This is a genomic window from Draconibacterium sp. IB214405, assembly GCF_033963885.1.
In the GTDB taxonomy this organism is placed as follows: Bacteria; Bacteroidota; Bacteroidia; order Bacteroidales; family Prolixibacteraceae; genus Draconibacterium.
Map to the genome: position 1 here is coordinate 173,531 of NZ_JAXBMA010000005.1, position 16,402 is coordinate 189,932.

Consider the following 16,402-nt stretch of genomic DNA (forward strand, 5'->3'; position numbering starts at 1 on the left):
GGGTATATGCTTGTTTTCAATATCCACTGTAATGAGAATTGAATTATGAAGGTACAAAAACTGGCAATTATTTTCAATTGCGAGATGGACATTGTTCATAAGACCTTTGATATTATGATAATAATATATTACCTTCATCCGCATAAAACCCGGTGACACGCTGAGGATTCCGAGAAGTTGAACTGCCACCCTTACTTAATAAATAGCCGTTTGTAAAAGATAACGAACGTCTATACGTATTTACAATACGCATATAATCATTATAAAACAATAAAGAAACTAAAGAACTAGGGCTATAATAGAAATACGTACTGCATATACGTATACGTTATAGGGCATTTTAAGAAGACCAACATACTAATCAAAATATAAAATCAGAAACCAACATTGAGCCTATGCTTGAAAACCGAATCGTAACATATAGTTTATTAGCTCACATAAATAACAACAACGTAGGAATCAGAGACTTTAATGACATCTTTAGTCCTCTTATTAAAAGAGTTATTTCAAGAATGAATTGTCTCGAACAAAATAAGGGTGAAAACTTAAAAGAAATTAAGGACTGTGTTTTTGATATGTATTCTTTAGATATTCCTTATCCTATTTTATCAAAGATAGTAAAGAGTATTTCCGTTGAGCAAAACAAAGATGGCGAAACAAATTTCCAGTTTTTTGATGACGGTTCTTTTATAATAAACAATTTTACATTCTCAGAATATGAAGAAGTTGTTCAAGAGCAAGAAGCAGAAGTTGATTATTTAAATGAAGTATATAATAACTTCCTAATTTCTAGAGAAGAAAGTATAGAAAATAATTCAACCATATTTGAATTTCTCGAACAAAATAAACTTTCTCTTTCAAAATACTTCTCAGAGCAAAAATTGGTCGATCCTGAGTTGGATTTTCATTTACAAGCCGAATTTATTAATGCAGTACAGAACAATAAAAGAATTTATTCAATCCTCAAGAAAGTATACTTAGGCTCGATTATTTCCTCTTACTTGACAATACAAGAAGAAAATCTAAAAACCGACTTAGAGTTTCTGATTGATACTAATTTTATAATTGGATTATTGGACTTGGGAAGTATTGAGGAACACCATACATGCTCTAAGATTGTTGAGATTGCAAATAACTTAGGATGTAAGCTTAGTGTTTTAGATTTTACCATCCAAGAAACTGAAGCATTACTAAACAGAACGGCTGAAGATTTTGAGAACTCATTTTTACCTAAAAAAATTGACCCCCAAAGTATATACAATGCTTGTGATAGAAAAGATATTTCTAAAACTGATTTACAAACTATCTCAAACAATTTAGCAGTTAGGCTGAATAAAGATTTTAATGTATATCTGGTTCCGAATACAGTTAAACTAAGAAACAAAGCACGTTTTTCAAAGGATTATGCTTTTTATCAAAAGATACGTTCTACTGACTACAGTGCACTTCACGATGCGACAGCTATTACATATGTGAAAGGTAAACGTCAGAAAAATGTTTCGGAATTTAATAAATCAAAATGTTGGTTTGTGACTAATACGAGTCATAAATTAAAACTTAATAAAAACAATGGTTTTCTTCCTGAGATTATTAGAGCTGATAATCTTATCAATGTTTTATGGCTTACAAATCCAGGTATAAATGTTAGTGATGTTATTGATATTGGTTTATCAAAACTTGTATCGTGTGCAATTAGTAATTCAATGCCTAATATTAGAGTTTTAAAGGAGCTTGATGCGAACATGCAAAAGTATTCCTCTAAAGGTGTAGAAGCAGAAGATGTTGTACGAGTTGCATCTGCAATTGCCAGTAAAACAATAACTAACTTAGAAGAATTAAATAAACTTGCAAATAAGAAACCTGATGAATTTGTTAAACAAATTCATGAAATTTCTGAGTTTAATGAAAAGCAGGAAAAAGAACTGAACGCAAAAGTAGCAAAACTGATTAATGATATTACAACTAATTCAGAGGCAAGAATCAAAGAAAAAATACAAGCTGTTAACAGCAAATATGAAAATAGAATTAAGGAAATAGAATCTTCAAAAGATAAGATTAATAAAGAAAAGATTGAAGCCATAAAACAAAACAAATATGAAACATATAGCAAGCTAAAACCTACATTTGAAGCGTTAGAAAAGAAGTCAACAAGTTTTGCAACAATTCAAATGTTATTTTATACAGTACTTCCATTGATTGCAATAATCATTATTTATATATTAATTGATAAGCAAAAATTCCAATACTATATTTTCCCGATTAGTTTAATTCCCGCAATTATCACTTATCTATTTTTCATCATATTCAAGAAACAATATAGTCCTCAAAATATATTTGAGTTTTTAAGAGAACGACAAAGAAATCGATTAATCAGAAAATATTCTTTTGATTACAAATACTATAAGAATTTGGAAAATGAAATAAAAATCGCCCTTTAATAAAAGCTATATGTAATGCGAGGGACAGTGGATAATTCAACCACAGTTCTTCGTTGCAACACCTCAAGTTCGTCTTTGACGATTTGCTATAAAAACTCAAATATGAATACACGAAATGGACCAATAGCAGCCTGACAATGAATACTTAAAAAGGTCCGAACTCTACAGAACCATACCGCAACCTTCTATTCAATAAGCTTCAAAACAGTACGTCCTTTAAGCTTGCCTTGAAGCATTAATTCTATTTTATCCTGAATATCCTCAAGCTTAACTTCATCGCAGGTATAATTTAATTGCTCCGGTTTCCAGTCGTGAGCGAGTTTCTCCCATACTTTGGTTCTGTAATTCATTGGATAGTTTTGAGAATCAATTCCAATAAGTGTAATGCCTCGAAGAATAAACGGAAAAACAGTTAAGTCCAGTTTGGGAGAGGCCACATTACCACAGCAAGTTACTACCCCAATTGGTGCCAGGGATTTTATTACATTTTCAAGAATAACACCACCAACGGTGTCTATTGCCCCAACAAACATTGGTTTCAATAATGGTTTTTTATCTAGTTCTTCAAATTCGTTGCGCAATATTATTTCTTGTGCGCCAAGGTTTAGGAGGTAACCGCGTTCCTTTTCCTTTCCGGTAATTGCAACTACATGATAACCTAATTTACTCAATATAGAAACACTTAATGCGCCAACACCTCCCGTAGCACCGGAAACCACTATTTTACCATCTTCAGGTTTAATCAACTCTGTTAGTCGTAAAACAGACATTCCGGCAGTTAATCCGGCAGTCCCATATATCATCGCTTCTTTCATGGTCATCTTTTCAGGCAGTTTTACTGCCCATTCAGATGGAACTTGAATATACTCAGCAAATCCACCATCAGTATTCATTCCTAAATCATAACTGGTTACAATGACCTTATCTCCCACCTGTAACGATTCGCAATTAGATTTTTCGATAATTCCAACGGCATCAATCCCCGGTGTATGTGGATAGCTTCTTGTTACTCCCCTATTTCCTGACGCCGACAATGCATCTTTATAATTTAACGAACTGAAGTGCACTTTTACCAGGATTTCATTTTCCTTTAAAGTACCAAATTCCATATCTTGAATCGAACCAATATAATTACCCTCTTTCTCTTCAACACGAAAAGCCTTAAATGTCGACGTATTCTGTACCATATTTTGTTTTTTATTTTACCTATTTTTGTACAAATCTCGGTATAAATATTTTGCCTATCAACAACTTACAAAAAGGTAGCATACGAACATTTATTACTGTTTTTACTATTTTCAAGGCTTAGAGGGGGAGAAAAAAATGAAAAAAAGTTATTGTCCGATTGATACATTCATTAATACAGTTAAAGGAAAGCGGAAAGGAACAATCATTCTACACCTATATCAAGGAGACAAGAGGTATAGTGAGTTAGTTAAACTATTGGATGATATTAGCGAACGCATGCTGACAAAACAACTTAAAGAATTGGAAGCAGACGGATTGATCAGCCGGACAGTATTCCCTGAAGTTCCGCGAAGGGTCGAATATAGTTTGACTGAGCTGGGCAAAGAAATTCATCCCATCCTAAAAGGGATGTACAAAGGTGGAATCCTTTTCGAAAAAGTCATTGATGTAAAACCTACAACAATCAGGTAAGACCTAAGAAATCAATAACCAAATCATTCTCAATAATCAACACAAAAAAATCCTAATGACAACTTTTCCAGTAATCGCTTCTATCCTGTCAGAAGAGGAACTCGGCGATTTCATAAAAATAAGATACCAATTAAGTGAGAATTTTGAATGTAAATTATTCAGAACAGGAGTAAATCATACTTATATCATTTCAAATCCTACTAAGAAGTATGTTGTCAGAGTATACTGCCATAATTGGAGAACTAAAATCGAAATTCAAGAAGAACTAAATCTTCTGAGATTACTTCAAGAAAATAACCTTTCAGTTTCATTTCCAATTTCCGATAAAAATTTCAATTACATTCAAGAAATAAATGCGCCCGAAGGAACTCGTTACGCCGTATTATTTGCATTTGCAGAAGGTGAAAAAATGCGGTTTATGAGCAATGATACGTGTTTTGCAATTGGTTCTCTAGTGAGTGAAATTCATAGTATAACGAAAAACAAATCAATTAACAGAACAAATTACAATTCGGAACAGCTTTTAATTAACTCATATAAGCAATTAACCCAATTTTTTTCCGAGGAATTGCCCGAAATGAAATATCTAAAAGAAATAGGAAATGAGATTTCTAAAACGTTTCAAAAAATTAATCAATCTGATTTTCAAAAAGGAATAGTCCATCTTGATATTTGGTATGACAATTTTAGCGTTAAAGATGAGAGCGAGATTACCATATTTGACTTTGACAATTGCGGCAATGGATTATTGATTTTAGATGTTGGTTATTTCTGCAAACAATTATTTTTCATCGAATCTGAGAAAAAAATATACGAATCAAAAGTTCAAAGCTTTCTTACAGGCTACCAGCAAAGAAGTCAACTTACAGATGAAGAGATAAGTCTAATTCCGGAAGCAGGTGCTTCTATTTTCATCTTTTATCTCGGTGTACAAGCTCAAAGGTATGACTGGTCAAATATATTCCTGACTGAAAACTATTTAAAGATGTTTGTTGGTAGAATAAAATCCTGGATCGATTATTACAAGCTAAACAGGGATTAACACTATTATAAAAACACTAATAGTATGGGATTAATTCATGCCTTCCTAAATTTCCGTTACCTATCTTCTATTTAACTGCCGAAATACTTGTAAATACGCTCCAATCACAATGTTCTTTGCCTAATTCCATAGCTTGCTCCATTTTTGAAATAATAATAGGTGCATAGTTTAATGAACCTGAGGTAACATTTGATGCCTGAAGCATAAGCTTTACATCTTTCAAACCTCCCGAAAGCTCGAAGCCAACATTCTTATCATATTCCTGATCCATAATTTTTTGCGCATAAAACCTGAGTATCGGATTTGAATAGCTTGATTCAAAGATTTGTTTGTAAAACATACGGCCGACACCGGTTGCATCTCCCATGGCATATAATTGTCCCATTAATTCCATATTAGAAACCGCAAAGTAATTAACCGATAATTTGGCGTAGTTTGCCAACCATGGATTATTACCTATTATGAGCGTTGCTGCCGAATATGCCGAAGACACAGCTCTGCATTGATCAATGAGCGATTCATCGCCCGCCATCAAGGTTAATAGTTCCCCTGCCTCTGCGGCATCGGGTCTTCCAACTACGGCACCCATCATAAAATGACTTCCATGTTGACGATGTATCTCTTCCAGTTTTTTCGACATTTCAGGTGAAATGGTTGTAGCACAAAGATGAATGCCTCCTTTTGTTAAACCAGCTAATATCCCATCTTCATCGGTCACAATATTCAGCACTGAAGCATCGTCCATAAGCGAGGTAACAACTATGTTTGCCAGACTGGCAGCTTCTGCCGGAGTTTTGGCTAATGTAGCACCTTTATCCAAAAATGGCTTTGCTTTCGCGCTTGTGCGATTATACACAACCAAATCAAATCCCGCTTTTTGAATGTTACTTGCTATGCCTTTACCCATTTTACCGAGCCCAATCATAGCCACGCGTTGTGGTTTTTTGTTTTCTGCCTTTTTGTCGTTGGCTTTCATCGCTTTTGTCAGCAAACCAAACCATTGTGCTACCGATAAATCACCCACCATTTCCACATCTCCCTTATCCATGGCACGGAATAAAGCCTGAGGATCGCTACTGGTCATAGTTTTAAAAGCAATATTGGCATCTTTCCAAACCATCTGCACATCAGCATCTCCGGTTTTCTCAATTTTTGTAAATATGTGGCCTTTCGTAAAGCTAAAAAGTCGTCCGGTACTGTGATCGACTGTCCTAATTAATATCGATCCGGTTCTGGTATTTAATCGACGCTTAAAAAGTTCATTCTTTTTATTCGCCATTCTCATTTTCAACCATAATCCGAATAATAATATTGAAAGTTTCATAACTGTTTTGTTTAAAAATTACAGCACAAAGGTCAGCTATCAACAATGGCCGGACGATAACAATTGTTAATTAATCTCCTTTCATTCTATTTAGAGAAAATATTTGTGTACCGTCTAAATGATTAAATTAGTTGTTCAACCGGGAATTTGTCCCGTTGCCTAAAAAAAAGATTCAGGCATCTATCGAGTTATTTAATTTTGTAGTTAATTTTCAATGATTTAAAACAATATGTATGTTGCTTGAATTGAATAAAATAAAAAAGGCGAAATCAAACATTCCTGTTCGACAAATAAGCCTTGTAAATTTTGGGATAACAGTAGCTGTTACGCTGTTTGCATTAACATTCTCCTTGATAATGAAGCACGATTCAGATAGCCTAACACAGGCAATCACTATTTCATCAATGAGTATTGTAATTACGCTGCTTACCTCGTTTACAAATCTTGGATTATGTATTCTAACGGAACCTTGGTCCAAAAATGCTTCAAAATATAAACTGGCTTTTGTGCTAATTAGTAATACCATTAATACGGTTATAGCGATTATAATAGTTTTTATTTATGGTCTTATTAGGGATGTAAGTTTTACAATCGGGATAAGCTTCTTCATTATTGTAGATATAGTAATTCTGAATACCTTAGTCTTAATGATGCAAAATTTTGTTTTGGTCAATTATGCAAAAACTAAAGCCGAAATTGAAAATTCAAGACTAAAGGTTGCGAATGTTGAGGCTTCAAACCAATTGTTGAGACAACAGATACATCCTCATTTATTATTTAATGCGCTTAGTATACTGTTGTCATTAATAATGACGGATACAAAGGCCGCAGAAAAGTATTTAATTAATCTATCTGATTTTCTTCGAAGATCAATATCGAATCAGAACAAAAAAATAGTTAAAATAGAGGATGAATTAAAATTTTGTAATGAATATATAGAGTTGCAGAAAGTAAGATTTGGCGACGCACTTTCTTATTCGGTGGATATACCGGAAGAAATTCAGGAAGAGAAATCGATACTTGCATTTTCGATTCAGCCATTGGTTGAAAATGCGATAAAACACAACGAACTGACATCCGAAAATCCACTGGTTATTAGTATTAAAGAAAAGGATGGATGGATAAAAGTCAGTAACCGAAAACAAATCAAACGATTCAAGGAAGTATCGACAGAAACAGGATTGGCTAATTTATCTGAACGATACCGTTTATTAGCGAATGAAGATATTATTATCGAAGACAATGATCTGGAATTTTCAGTAATTCTAAAAATCATCGAGAATGAAAATAATTATAATAGAAGATGAAAAGATTTCGGCCAATTATTTGGCGGCCCTTATTAAAGAATCAGAACCGAATGCAGAGATAGTCACTACTATTTCGTCGGTGAAGACAGGAATAGAATATTTTCAGGATAATCCTGCTCCGGATTTAATCTTTAGCGATATTCAGTTAGGAGATGGATTAAGTTTTGAGATATTTAGAGAGGTTAATGTTTTAACTCCGATAATATTCTGTACGGCATATGATGATTATGCCATAAATGCCTTTGAAACAAATAGTATCGCGTATATCGTCAAACCGTTTACATTAGGCTCGATTAAAGATGCTTTTAAGAAGTATAAAGATTTACAAAAGATGCTCTTGCCCAATGATGCACAGTACAGAGCAATTATGGGCATTCTGCAAAAGAACGAGAATCAGGTTTCATCTTCAGTTCTGGTTTATATTAAAGACAAAATAAAGCCGGTAAAACTGGACGACATCGCTATGTTCTACATTGAGAATGGCATTACCTACCTGACAACATTCGACAATCAAAATTATACAACGAACAAAACGCTTGAAGTGCTGGAACAAACTATAGGGACAAACTTTTTTAGGGTAAATCGCCAATTTATCATTAATCGAAAATCAATAATTGAGGCTGCCCAATATTTTGGAAGAAGAATTTCATTGCACCTGAAAGTTCCCTATAAAGAAAAGATTATTGTGAGTAAAGGAAATGTAGCCAAGTTTCTTAACTGGCTTGAATACTCGGAATAAATCATTGCAAATATTGCTCTTTAATTGAAATAGAAATAGAATTGAGGATGTCCCGTAAATATTCGGACATCCTTTTTTTATTCTTTTTTCTTATCGACGCTAATTCATTCATTTCACATAGTGCCCATTCATTCCCCAATTTGCCCCGTTGACTATATTTTTCATTAAAACCCTCCTCATTACCAGCTAATTTAGTAGTGTAATTAAAGAATGTATTTATGAGATTTTTCAAATTCTTGGTTGTTGTTTGTTTGTCAATTATAGGGCAATATGCACATGGTCAATCAACCACATTAATCGTAACTGTTCCGAATATCAATCCGTTAAAAGGTGAAATACAAGTAAGTGTATATGATAATGACGAATCGTTTTTAAAAGAAAATGAAGAGTACAAAATTTATCGGTTTAAAGTTGAAGAGGCCAAAGGAAGCTTTGTTATTAATGATTTACCTGAAAAAGAATATGCTCTCATAATTTATCACGACGAAAACGACAATAAAAAAATGGACAAGTCGATAATCGGTATGCCAAAAGAAGGGTATGGATTTTCAAAAAACGTTAAACCAGGTTTGTCGCGTCCCGATTTTAAAGATTGTAGCATTCTTTTGAATAAAGATGTCGAAACAGAAATAAAGCTCATGTATTAAAAGAGCTGTTGTCAGGCTCTTAACAAATTGTATGACTGACAGATTTAAAAGCATTAATAAAATCACAAACTAAAAAATTTAATAGTATGGAAGGTTTAAAAGATAAAGTAATAGTGTTCGCCGGTGCAGGCGAAATCGCTGATGGAGTTGCTAAATTTTTAGGTGCCGGAGGTGCTAAAATTGTTGTAGGCGATATTGTAAAAGAAAACGCTGAACGATGCGTTGCTTCAATAAAAGAAGCTGGCGGAGATGGAATCGCAACCAAAACTGATATTTCAAGTCCGGAAGACGTGAAGGCACTAATCGATTTGGCGATTAGTGAGTATGGTAAAATAAATGGTTTGTTTAATGTTGCAGCCAATATCAATCCTGCGGAAGTGATGAAAGACACAAACCCGGTTGATATTGACTTAGCCGATTGGCAGCGCAACATTGATATTAATCTTACCGGATTTATGCTTACATCAAAATATGCAATTCCACACATTCTGGAAGCAGGTGGAGGATCGATAGTTAATACTGTTTCAGATGCATTGTATGCAGGTATGCCCGATAAGGTGACATATGCAGTTACAAAAGCAGGAATCGGTGCTATGACAAGAAATGTGGCAAGCCGATTCGGAAAACAAGGTATTCGTTGTAATGCAGTTTCGCCAGGTTTGGTTATGACCGAAAGTGGTCTCCAAAATTCGGAGCAAATTGTGGGTATGGTATTGCAAATGATTCCGGCACCACGCGTTGGAAAACCTGAAGATATGGGATCCATTGTCGCCTTCCTGCTTTCAGATATGTCAGAATGGATTACAGGGCAGTCAATCTGTGTTGATGGTGGCGCAGTAATGAGAACTTAAAAGTACTATCAAGTATCAACACATAATAGACAGAAACGAGGGTGTCCAGGAATAGTTGGGCATCCTCTTCTTTTATAGAAAATTGATTTCAAAATCTATTATCAAATTCTCTTATGGCAACCAATACAAACGACTTCTATTTAGCGTTTAAAGAAAGTAGTAAAGGCTACCTCCTAATCCTTGCACTTATTCTGTTTACACATGTTTTATGCGCGCAAACAACAGCCGAAGATTCAAAAAAGGGATTAAATACAAAAAACAGTATAGATACGGCATCCCAAGTTTCGCTAACAAAATTTCCGTTGGCTACGACTGATTTTCTTTATTATCCAAAGTCAAACTTTAAAACCAAATCGGGAAATGGAACAATTGGCATGAACGAATATAACTTTACACTACAATATGCCATTCCTTTAAAAGAACGGAAATTATATTTTTATAATAAGATTGATCTTTCTGTATTCAGTTATAATGTTTTCCTGGAATCTACAGATTTAGAATTTCAGGAGACATATCGTTCTTTAGACTTCACTGTTGGGTTGATAAAAGTATTGCCAAAAAATTGGAGATTGGCGTTAAATTTTTCTCCAACATTGGCATCAGACTTTAAAGACAAATTAAGTTCAGACGACTTTATATATCAATTTTCGGCTTTAGCTGTAAAAAGAGCAAAAGATAATCTTCAATATGGAATGGGAATAGCCTATACCAGTAGATTTGGAAAACTAACTTTGCTCCCTTTGATAAACCTGACATACAGAAAAAATAATTGGCTGACATCAGTCTTGCTACCAACCTACATGTCGCAGTTTTACTGTTTTAACGAAAGCTCCAGAATAGGTCTTTCGGCAAATGTTAATGGAGATTATTATAATGTGCGTTTTGATGCTATTCCCACAACAATAGATTTAAACAAAGCCTCCTATTCAAGAATAACTATTGGCCCCGAATACCAGTTCAAACTCTTTGGAGACTTATATTTGGATACCGGCATCGGAATTTCAGTGAGGAATATTTTGGCGATTCAGAACGAAGATTTAAAAGAAGAACTAAGCCTGGATGTGGATAGTAAATACTTTTTCCGCATGGGATTAAAAATATTAAAATAAAATAGCTGTTTCCGGTGCATTATTGAATCAATACTTGACAAATCGTTTGGTTACAAATGTTTTGTTGTTTGTAATTATTAGACTGTAAATACCTTTTTTCAATGTACTCAGATTCAATAATTCCGTTGCGCTATTTAAGCCAGTTTTACGGAATACAACTTGCCCAACATTGTTATAAATTACTAGATCTGCCCCGGAAGATAATTCTGCAGGTAACTGAATATTCAGAATGTCCACAACAGGATTCGGAAATATCTTTGTAATATCATTTAAGGTTAAAACATCGGCACCAACAACTTCTTCTTCAATAATCTCAAATTCAGTTATACTTACCCACGGCCCTGTATAATCGTAGGCACCCGTAACAGTTAGCCTTGCATATCTGGCCGCTACAGGTTCAAAATTATCTGTAATCGGTTGACCGGAACTGGTATTTGTCCTTCTGTCAACTATATATGGATCCGAGAAGTCAATATCTGTATCAAACTCCACAGTATACTGGTAAGCCCGGTCCAGATAAGTCCAGATTTTTGTTCCGGAAATAGATAAAGTATCTCCATAATCGATTACGACATTTTGCGGAAAATTTTCAGCCGACCACCTGTAACCATCAGAGTTATTTCCATCAATAATATTTGAAGCAGGATTACCCGATTGTTCAGAACTGTATGAAACGATTAGTGGATACTCTTGATTATTTGTTGTGTCTTCAGCTTCCAACAGAATAAGCATAAATAATTGAGTTGAGTCCAAGCCATTATTGCTCATTTGAACGATATTAGTACCATTATCAAATGCTCCATTCACTTGTATGGGTTTATTACTTAATGCCGACCTTACCTGGTAGTTTTGGTCACCCATATCAACGAAAACCCATTTTTGACATTGCCCTCCCCAATAACTCCAAAGACCAATGTTCGCTTCATCATCACCGATACAGTTATACACATCCATACCAAGGTTTGTATAATTTTTAGGGGCGATCTGGAATTGGTGAAGATTCACGTTTTTAATTACCCAACTATTCCCATTTAGATTATCATCAGAGAAATCCAAAAGCTCGACATTCGCTCCTTCAAAAGGCGCATTATTAGCTACACCTACAATTTTCGTTGTATCATAGGATTGAATGCGGTATGTTCCATTAGGAAGCAGTTCACCCGGAGGATCTTGCGAGACTTCTCCTGCTACCGGCCATCCATCACTCCAGTCAAGGGTAGTGTTCATCATTTTTGCAGTACCATCATCATCACGATCGTACACGTGATAAGTTAGGCGGCCTTCATTATATCCAATATGCCCTGGCCCAATATATCTTCCATCAGTTTGTAAGAACGTTCGCCAGCCATCATATGGCCCTGTTACACTGCTAGCCCTTCCTACCTCAATGTAATAGGTACTTTCAATACCTCTGCAACAAAGTCCGCGATTTATAAATAAATAGTAATAGTTGTCATGCTTCATCAGAAAAGAGGCCTCAATATCCTGATGATTACCTCCAACAAGCGTTGTTTTTCCTCCAATTGTTTTTCCAGTAATTGAGTCAAGTTCTACAATCGAAATACCACCAAACCACGAACCATAAGTCATCCAAACTTTTCCATCATCATCTTTAAAAAGAGCGGGATCAATAGCATTGCTTACGGTTGCGGTGTTATTTCCATCTGAATAAACCACCATTCCCTGGTCAGTCCAGTTTGGATTATTTAAAGAAGGAGTCGTTGCCAATCCAATTGCGGAAACGTGCGACCCCATTGTTGAACATGAATAATACAAATAGTATTTGTTATTTAAATAGATACACGACGGCGCCCAAAAATGTCCTGCAAAATCAGGAACATAAGTATTGATCCATGATGGCCATGTATTGCCAAAAACTGATGGTTCACTTTGCCAATCGGAAAAATCGCTGCTCGATGCAGAAACCGCTCCAATACCCATTTCGGTTTTAAAAGTCCAGTACCGCTCCCCATCACGCATTATTTTACATGGATCATGTGCCGGTGGTTGTGCCACCAACTCAAGACTGAACAGAATCAGAAAAACCAGAACACTCCACAATTTTATTTTCCCGCTTAATAATTTCATTTTTAAACTTTTATATCCTTAACGATTCCTGATCCGACTAAGTGAGATTGCTGTAATTCCCAAAAAAGAAGCAATGTAATGTTGCGGAACCCTTTTTATGATTTCTGGTTGGTTCTGAATTAAATCTTTATACCGTTCTTCCGGGGTATCCTTGATTCTTGAAAGAAAAAGTTGACTGTAATTTCTGAGTCGTTGAAAAATTAAATTTTGAAACTCAAGCTGCAATTTAGGGTATGTATTTAGAAGTTCATCGAAATCATCTTTCCGAATTGAAATCAAAGTGGTTGGTTCAATGCTTTCAATAGTAAAAAGGCTTGTGTTATTGCTCATGAAACTATCAATGGAAGCCACCGCTTGTCCTTCAAAAAAGAATTGGAAGGTTATATCTTTTCCATCTTTATTAAACCACTCACGCAGGCAGCCCTGTTTAATGAGGTAAATATGCTTCGAAATTTCCCCTTCCTGTAACAAGATTGTTTTTGAGGTAATTTCTCTTTCAACAAATACCTTCTGAAAGCGCGACCAATTCTTCTCGTCTTCCTTTATTGTATTTATCAATTTATCGATCATTTCTACAAACCTACAACATTAAATGACCATGAACCTATTTTTTCTATTCAATGTTTTTATTTATTCGGAAACAATTTTTAATACTCCATCTGTTAACTTTTGAGAGCTAGCTTGTAATACTACTTCACCAGCTGTAGCGAATGGACGAATGACTACCTGTGCTTTCCCTTGATATGTTTTGATGGTTGTATTATTAAAACTCTCCATGTCATTGGGACTTGCATTGCCCGAAGCTATAATTTCTCCATTACCTGATATAGATAATTCAATTGTTATATCATTAGTTGGAACAAGTTGTTCGGATTCGTCCAACACTTCAAGATTTACGAATGATACTTCTTTACGATCAGCCTTCAATTTACTCTGCTCTGCAGTAAGCCTGATGGTCTTTGGTTCCGTAGCAGTTTTTAATATTTTGCTTTCAACCTCAACCCCGTTCTCGTAACAAGTGGCTTTTAATTCTCCAGGTTGATATGGCACCTCAAATGTGGCGATGTATTTATCTGCTTCAGTTAATTCACTTTCAGCAAACAATTCACCGTTCAATTCCAGTTTAACCTGAGAAGCCCTTGTAAACACTCTTACCTGAAGTAGTTTGCCTTCACTTCCCGGCCAGTTCCAATGAGGAAATTCCATTGGCCACGACCACGCTCCAGCTGTTTCTATCATTCCATCAGGAATTGGCTCGTGTACGTTTATTTCAAGATTACTATTTCCCCAGATTACATCTCGATAAAGCATTTGAGGAGTTTTCTCTCCTGTAATATCAATATCTGCGCAATTGGCAAGAAAATAGGGCCAATTAGATGGACGCATCGCCTGTAGATCAAATATATTTACACCTTCCGGCAGTTTAAATCCGGAGAAATTCCCTGAAAATCCCAGTCCCTGACTTTCCGGAACATAATTCGGTTTTCCAATAGAAACTTCACCCAAATAATCCCAGGCTGTCCATATAAAATCGCCTATCACAAAAGGGTATTTTTCTACAGTTTCCCAATAATCGTAAGCAGATGTAGCGTAGGACTCTGACATATAAATTATTCGCTCCGGGAATTTCTGATGATCGGATTCTACTTCATCGATCATATAATTATAACCACAAACATCAAGCAGATCAAACATTGAAGTTGTTGACTCCCACCCTTTTGGATAGAAAAATCCTGTTACTCCCATGGTTACACCACGACTATCATCCAACTCCCTGACACGATTCACCAGTTGAGTACCAATTCGTAAACGAGTTGAATCCACCGGCTCAAAAATTTCATTTCCGATACTCCACATAATAATGCTTGGATGATTTCGATCGTGCATCATCCAGTTGGTTAAATCTTTTTCCCACCAATCCTTGAAAAACAGCGAATAATCCTGAGGATTTTTATAGTTCTGCCACATATCTGTAAATTCGCTAATCACCAGCATTCCATATTTATCGCAGGCCTTATAAAAAGCGTCAGAAAATGGATTATGAGCACAGCGAATTGCGTTAAAACCATTGGCTTTTAATACCTCAACTTTTCTCTCTTCTGCTCTTTCAAATGCAGCTGCACCAAGCAATCCGTTATCATGATGGATACACGCTCCTTTTAGTAAAACTGATTCTCCGTTTAGAAGAAATCCTTTATCGGCAGAGAACTCAATAGTACGGATTCCAAAAGTTTGATTGTATATGTCTTTTACCTCATCCCCTACTTTAACGACCACTTCTGCGGTATAAAGATTAGGCGAATCCAATGACCAGAGAACCGGATTTTCAACTTTGACCAGACTTCTTAATACTGCCTCTGATTTTGATGGAATTACATCTGATCCGTCGACAGTACCTACTAAGATATTATTCGCGTCCTTAATATTAATTGTTATCTCAGCATTTACCTCCTTTTCATTGTCATTCTGAACCGTAACTTCAGCCTCGACAACTGCTTCGTTGGGATTGATTTCCGGCGTAGTTATTTTTGTTCCCCAAACTCCAACATGAACAGGATCAGTGACCTGTAAATACACGTTTCGGTAAATTCCAGAACCGCTATACCAGCGCGAATTTCGGCCAATATTTTCAACCTTTACTGCAACTACATTCGATTCTTCTGCCGTGTTCAAAAACGGTGTAATATTGATCCAGAAAGGAGTATAGCCATTTTTATGACTGCCGGCTTTATGGCCATTCACCCAAACTTCCGATTCCATGTAAACACCTTCAAACTTTAATATGACGGTTTTCCCTTCATCCTTTTTATCGATCGAAAAAGTTTTTCGGTACCATCCGGTTCCTCCCAAAAAATGTCCGGTTGAATTTCCGTTACCGGGAGACTTTTTTGAGAAAGGACCAATCTGGTCAGCAGCATCTTCTCCATCGATGTCCATCAAACTAAAATCATGAGGAAGATCAACCTCCAACCAGGCAGAATCGTTAAATACCAATTGTTCCGCTCCTTCAATAGAATCACGTATAAACTTCCATCCGTTATTAAATAACTTTTCTCGCTCAAAAGCAATGTCTCCTGGTTTTTGATTACACCCCCAATTCATCGATAATAAAATGATTAAAACGAACATTCCTGTTCTATAATGAAAGATCATATTGTCGGGTTTTAAAGATTGGTAGTTTTTGAATTAAGGATACAG

At 35.5% G+C, this 16,402-nt stretch carries 13 protein-coding genes; 8 read left to right on the forward strand and 5 right to left on the reverse strand.

The genetic code is table 11. From position 1 onward, the window contains the following. Positions 1-512 precede the first annotated feature (512 nt). Entirely contained in the window at positions 513-2,438 is a 1,926-nt protein-coding gene (locus SLH46_RS18215; protein ID WP_320282648.1) for a hypothetical protein, read from the forward strand. A gap of 185 nt (positions 2,439-2,623) precedes the next feature. Here the strand turns inward: SLH46_RS18215 and SLH46_RS18220 are convergent, their stop codons facing one another. Then, on the reverse strand, positions 2,624-3,625 hold the full coding sequence (locus tag SLH46_RS18220) for a YhdH/YhfP family quinone oxidoreductase (protein WP_320282649.1): 1,002 nt from the start codon (positions 3,623-3,625) through the stop codon (positions 2,624-2,626). A 136-nt stretch (positions 3,626-3,761) separates the two neighbouring features. Here SLH46_RS18220 and SLH46_RS18225 point away from each other — a divergent pair, with 136 nt between their 5' ends. Together SLH46_RS18225 and SLH46_RS18230 are read left to right on the forward strand one after the other, a co-directional pair. After that, complete coding sequence (locus SLH46_RS18225; RefSeq protein WP_320282650.1) at positions 3,762-4,097, forward strand: winged helix-turn-helix transcriptional regulator; 336 nt, start codon at positions 3,762-3,764, stop codon at positions 4,095-4,097. A gap of 55 nt (positions 4,098-4,152) precedes the next feature. After that, positions 4,153-5,139: a phosphotransferase gene (locus tag SLH46_RS18230; protein ID WP_320282651.1), complete on the forward strand. Its 987-nt coding sequence runs from the start codon at positions 4,153-4,155 to the stop codon at positions 5,137-5,139. A gap of 67 nt (positions 5,140-5,206) precedes the next feature. On the opposite strand, the gene SLH46_RS18235 is transcribed toward SLH46_RS18230, so the two are convergent. Then, on the reverse strand, positions 5,207-6,463 hold the full coding sequence (locus SLH46_RS18235) for an NAD(P)-dependent oxidoreductase (protein WP_320282652.1): 1,257 nt from the start codon (positions 6,461-6,463) through the stop codon (positions 5,207-5,209). 233 nt (positions 6,464-6,696) lie between these two features. On the opposite strand from SLH46_RS18235, the gene SLH46_RS18240 reads away from it, so the two are divergent. The 5 genes from SLH46_RS18240 (at position 6,697) to SLH46_RS18260 (ending at position 11,116) form a co-directional block, all read left to right on the forward strand. Continuing rightward, complete coding sequence (locus SLH46_RS18240) at positions 6,697-7,770, forward strand: sensor histidine kinase (RefSeq protein ID WP_320282653.1); 1,074 nt, start codon at positions 6,697-6,699, stop codon at positions 7,768-7,770. Then, entirely contained in the window at positions 7,745-8,509 is a 765-nt protein-coding gene (locus SLH46_RS18245; RefSeq protein WP_320282654.1) for a LytR/AlgR family response regulator transcription factor, read from the forward strand. The genes SLH46_RS18240 and SLH46_RS18245 overlap by 26 nt, the downstream gene beginning before the upstream one ends. Positions 8,510-8,727: 218 nt before the next feature. Next, the gene (locus tag SLH46_RS18250; RefSeq protein ID WP_320282655.1) at positions 8,728-9,156 is read left to right on the forward strand and encodes a DUF2141 domain-containing protein; all 429 of its coding nucleotides are present in this window, start codon (positions 8,728-8,730) and stop codon (positions 9,154-9,156) included. Between the two features lie 86 nt (positions 9,157-9,242). After that, positions 9,243-10,007: an SDR family NAD(P)-dependent oxidoreductase gene (locus SLH46_RS18255; RefSeq protein ID WP_320282656.1), complete on the forward strand. Its 765-nt coding sequence runs from the start codon at positions 9,243-9,245 to the stop codon at positions 10,005-10,007. 113 nt (positions 10,008-10,120) lie between these two features. Continuing rightward, positions 10,121-11,116: a DUF6268 family outer membrane beta-barrel protein gene (locus SLH46_RS18260; RefSeq protein WP_320282657.1), complete on the forward strand. Its 996-nt coding sequence runs from the start codon at positions 10,121-10,123 to the stop codon at positions 11,114-11,116. Between the two features lie 27 nt (positions 11,117-11,143). Here SLH46_RS18260 and SLH46_RS18265 read toward each other — a convergent pair whose 3' ends face one another. Genes SLH46_RS18265 through SLH46_RS18275 form a run of 3 tightly spaced genes read right to left on the reverse strand, consistent with a single transcriptional unit; the run spans position 11,144 to position 16,357 of the window. Then, positions 11,144-13,204: a family 43 glycosylhydrolase gene (locus SLH46_RS18265; protein ID WP_320282658.1), complete on the reverse strand. Its 2,061-nt coding sequence runs from the start codon at positions 13,202-13,204 to the stop codon at positions 11,144-11,146. Positions 13,205-13,222: 18 nt separating this feature from the next. Beyond that, entirely contained in the window at positions 13,223-13,774 is a 552-nt protein-coding gene (locus tag SLH46_RS18270; RefSeq protein WP_320282659.1) for a Crp/Fnr family transcriptional regulator, read from the reverse strand. Between the two features lie 60 nt (positions 13,775-13,834). Beyond that, positions 13,835-16,357 (reverse strand): glycoside hydrolase family 2 TIM barrel-domain containing protein, encoded by a 2,523-nt coding sequence (locus SLH46_RS18275; protein WP_320282660.1) that lies wholly within the window; start codon positions 16,355-16,357, stop codon positions 13,835-13,837. Between the last annotated feature and the right edge of the window lie 45 nt (positions 16,358-16,402).

What these genes read in the sequence shown, in the direction of transcription:
- SLH46_RS18255 (WP_320282656.1), top strand. Translation starts at nt 9,243, where the DNA reads ATGGAAGGTTTAAAAGATAAAGTAATAGTGTTCGCCGGTGCAGGCGAA.
- SLH46_RS18225 (WP_320282650.1), top strand. Translation starts at nt 3,762, where the DNA reads ATGAAAAAAAGTTATTGTCCGATTGATACATTCATTAATACAGTTAAA.
- SLH46_RS18235 (WP_320282652.1), bottom strand. Translation starts at nt 6,463, where the DNA reads ATGAAACTTTCAATATTATTATTCGGATTATGGTTGAAAATGAGAATG.
- SLH46_RS18220 (WP_320282649.1), bottom strand. Translation starts at nt 3,625, where the DNA reads ATGGTACAGAATACGTCGACATTTAAGGCTTTTCGTGTTGAAGAGAAA.
- SLH46_RS18265 (WP_320282658.1), bottom strand. Translation starts at nt 13,204, where the DNA reads ATGAAATTATTAAGCGGGAAAATAAAATTGTGGAGTGTTCTGGTTTTT.
- SLH46_RS18270 (WP_320282659.1), bottom strand. Translation starts at nt 13,774, where the DNA reads ATGATCGATAAATTGATAAATACAATAAAGGAAGACGAGAAGAATTGG.
- SLH46_RS18275 (WP_320282660.1), bottom strand. Translation starts at nt 16,357, where the DNA reads ATGATCTTTCATTATAGAACAGGAATGTTCGTTTTAATCATTTTATTA.
- SLH46_RS18230 (WP_320282651.1), top strand. Translation starts at nt 4,153, where the DNA reads ATGACAACTTTTCCAGTAATCGCTTCTATCCTGTCAGAAGAGGAACTC.
- SLH46_RS18250 (WP_320282655.1), top strand. Translation starts at nt 8,728, where the DNA reads ATGAGATTTTTCAAATTCTTGGTTGTTGTTTGTTTGTCAATTATAGGG.
- SLH46_RS18245 (WP_320282654.1), top strand. Translation starts at nt 7,745, where the DNA reads ATGAAAATAATTATAATAGAAGATGAAAAGATTTCGGCCAATTATTTG.
- SLH46_RS18215 (WP_320282648.1), top strand. Translation starts at nt 513, where the DNA reads ATGAATTGTCTCGAACAAAATAAGGGTGAAAACTTAAAAGAAATTAAG.
- SLH46_RS18260 (WP_320282657.1), top strand. Translation starts at nt 10,121, where the DNA reads ATGGCAACCAATACAAACGACTTCTATTTAGCGTTTAAAGAAAGTAGT.
- SLH46_RS18240 (WP_320282653.1), top strand. Translation starts at nt 6,697, where the DNA reads ATGTTGCTTGAATTGAATAAAATAAAAAAGGCGAAATCAAACATTCCT.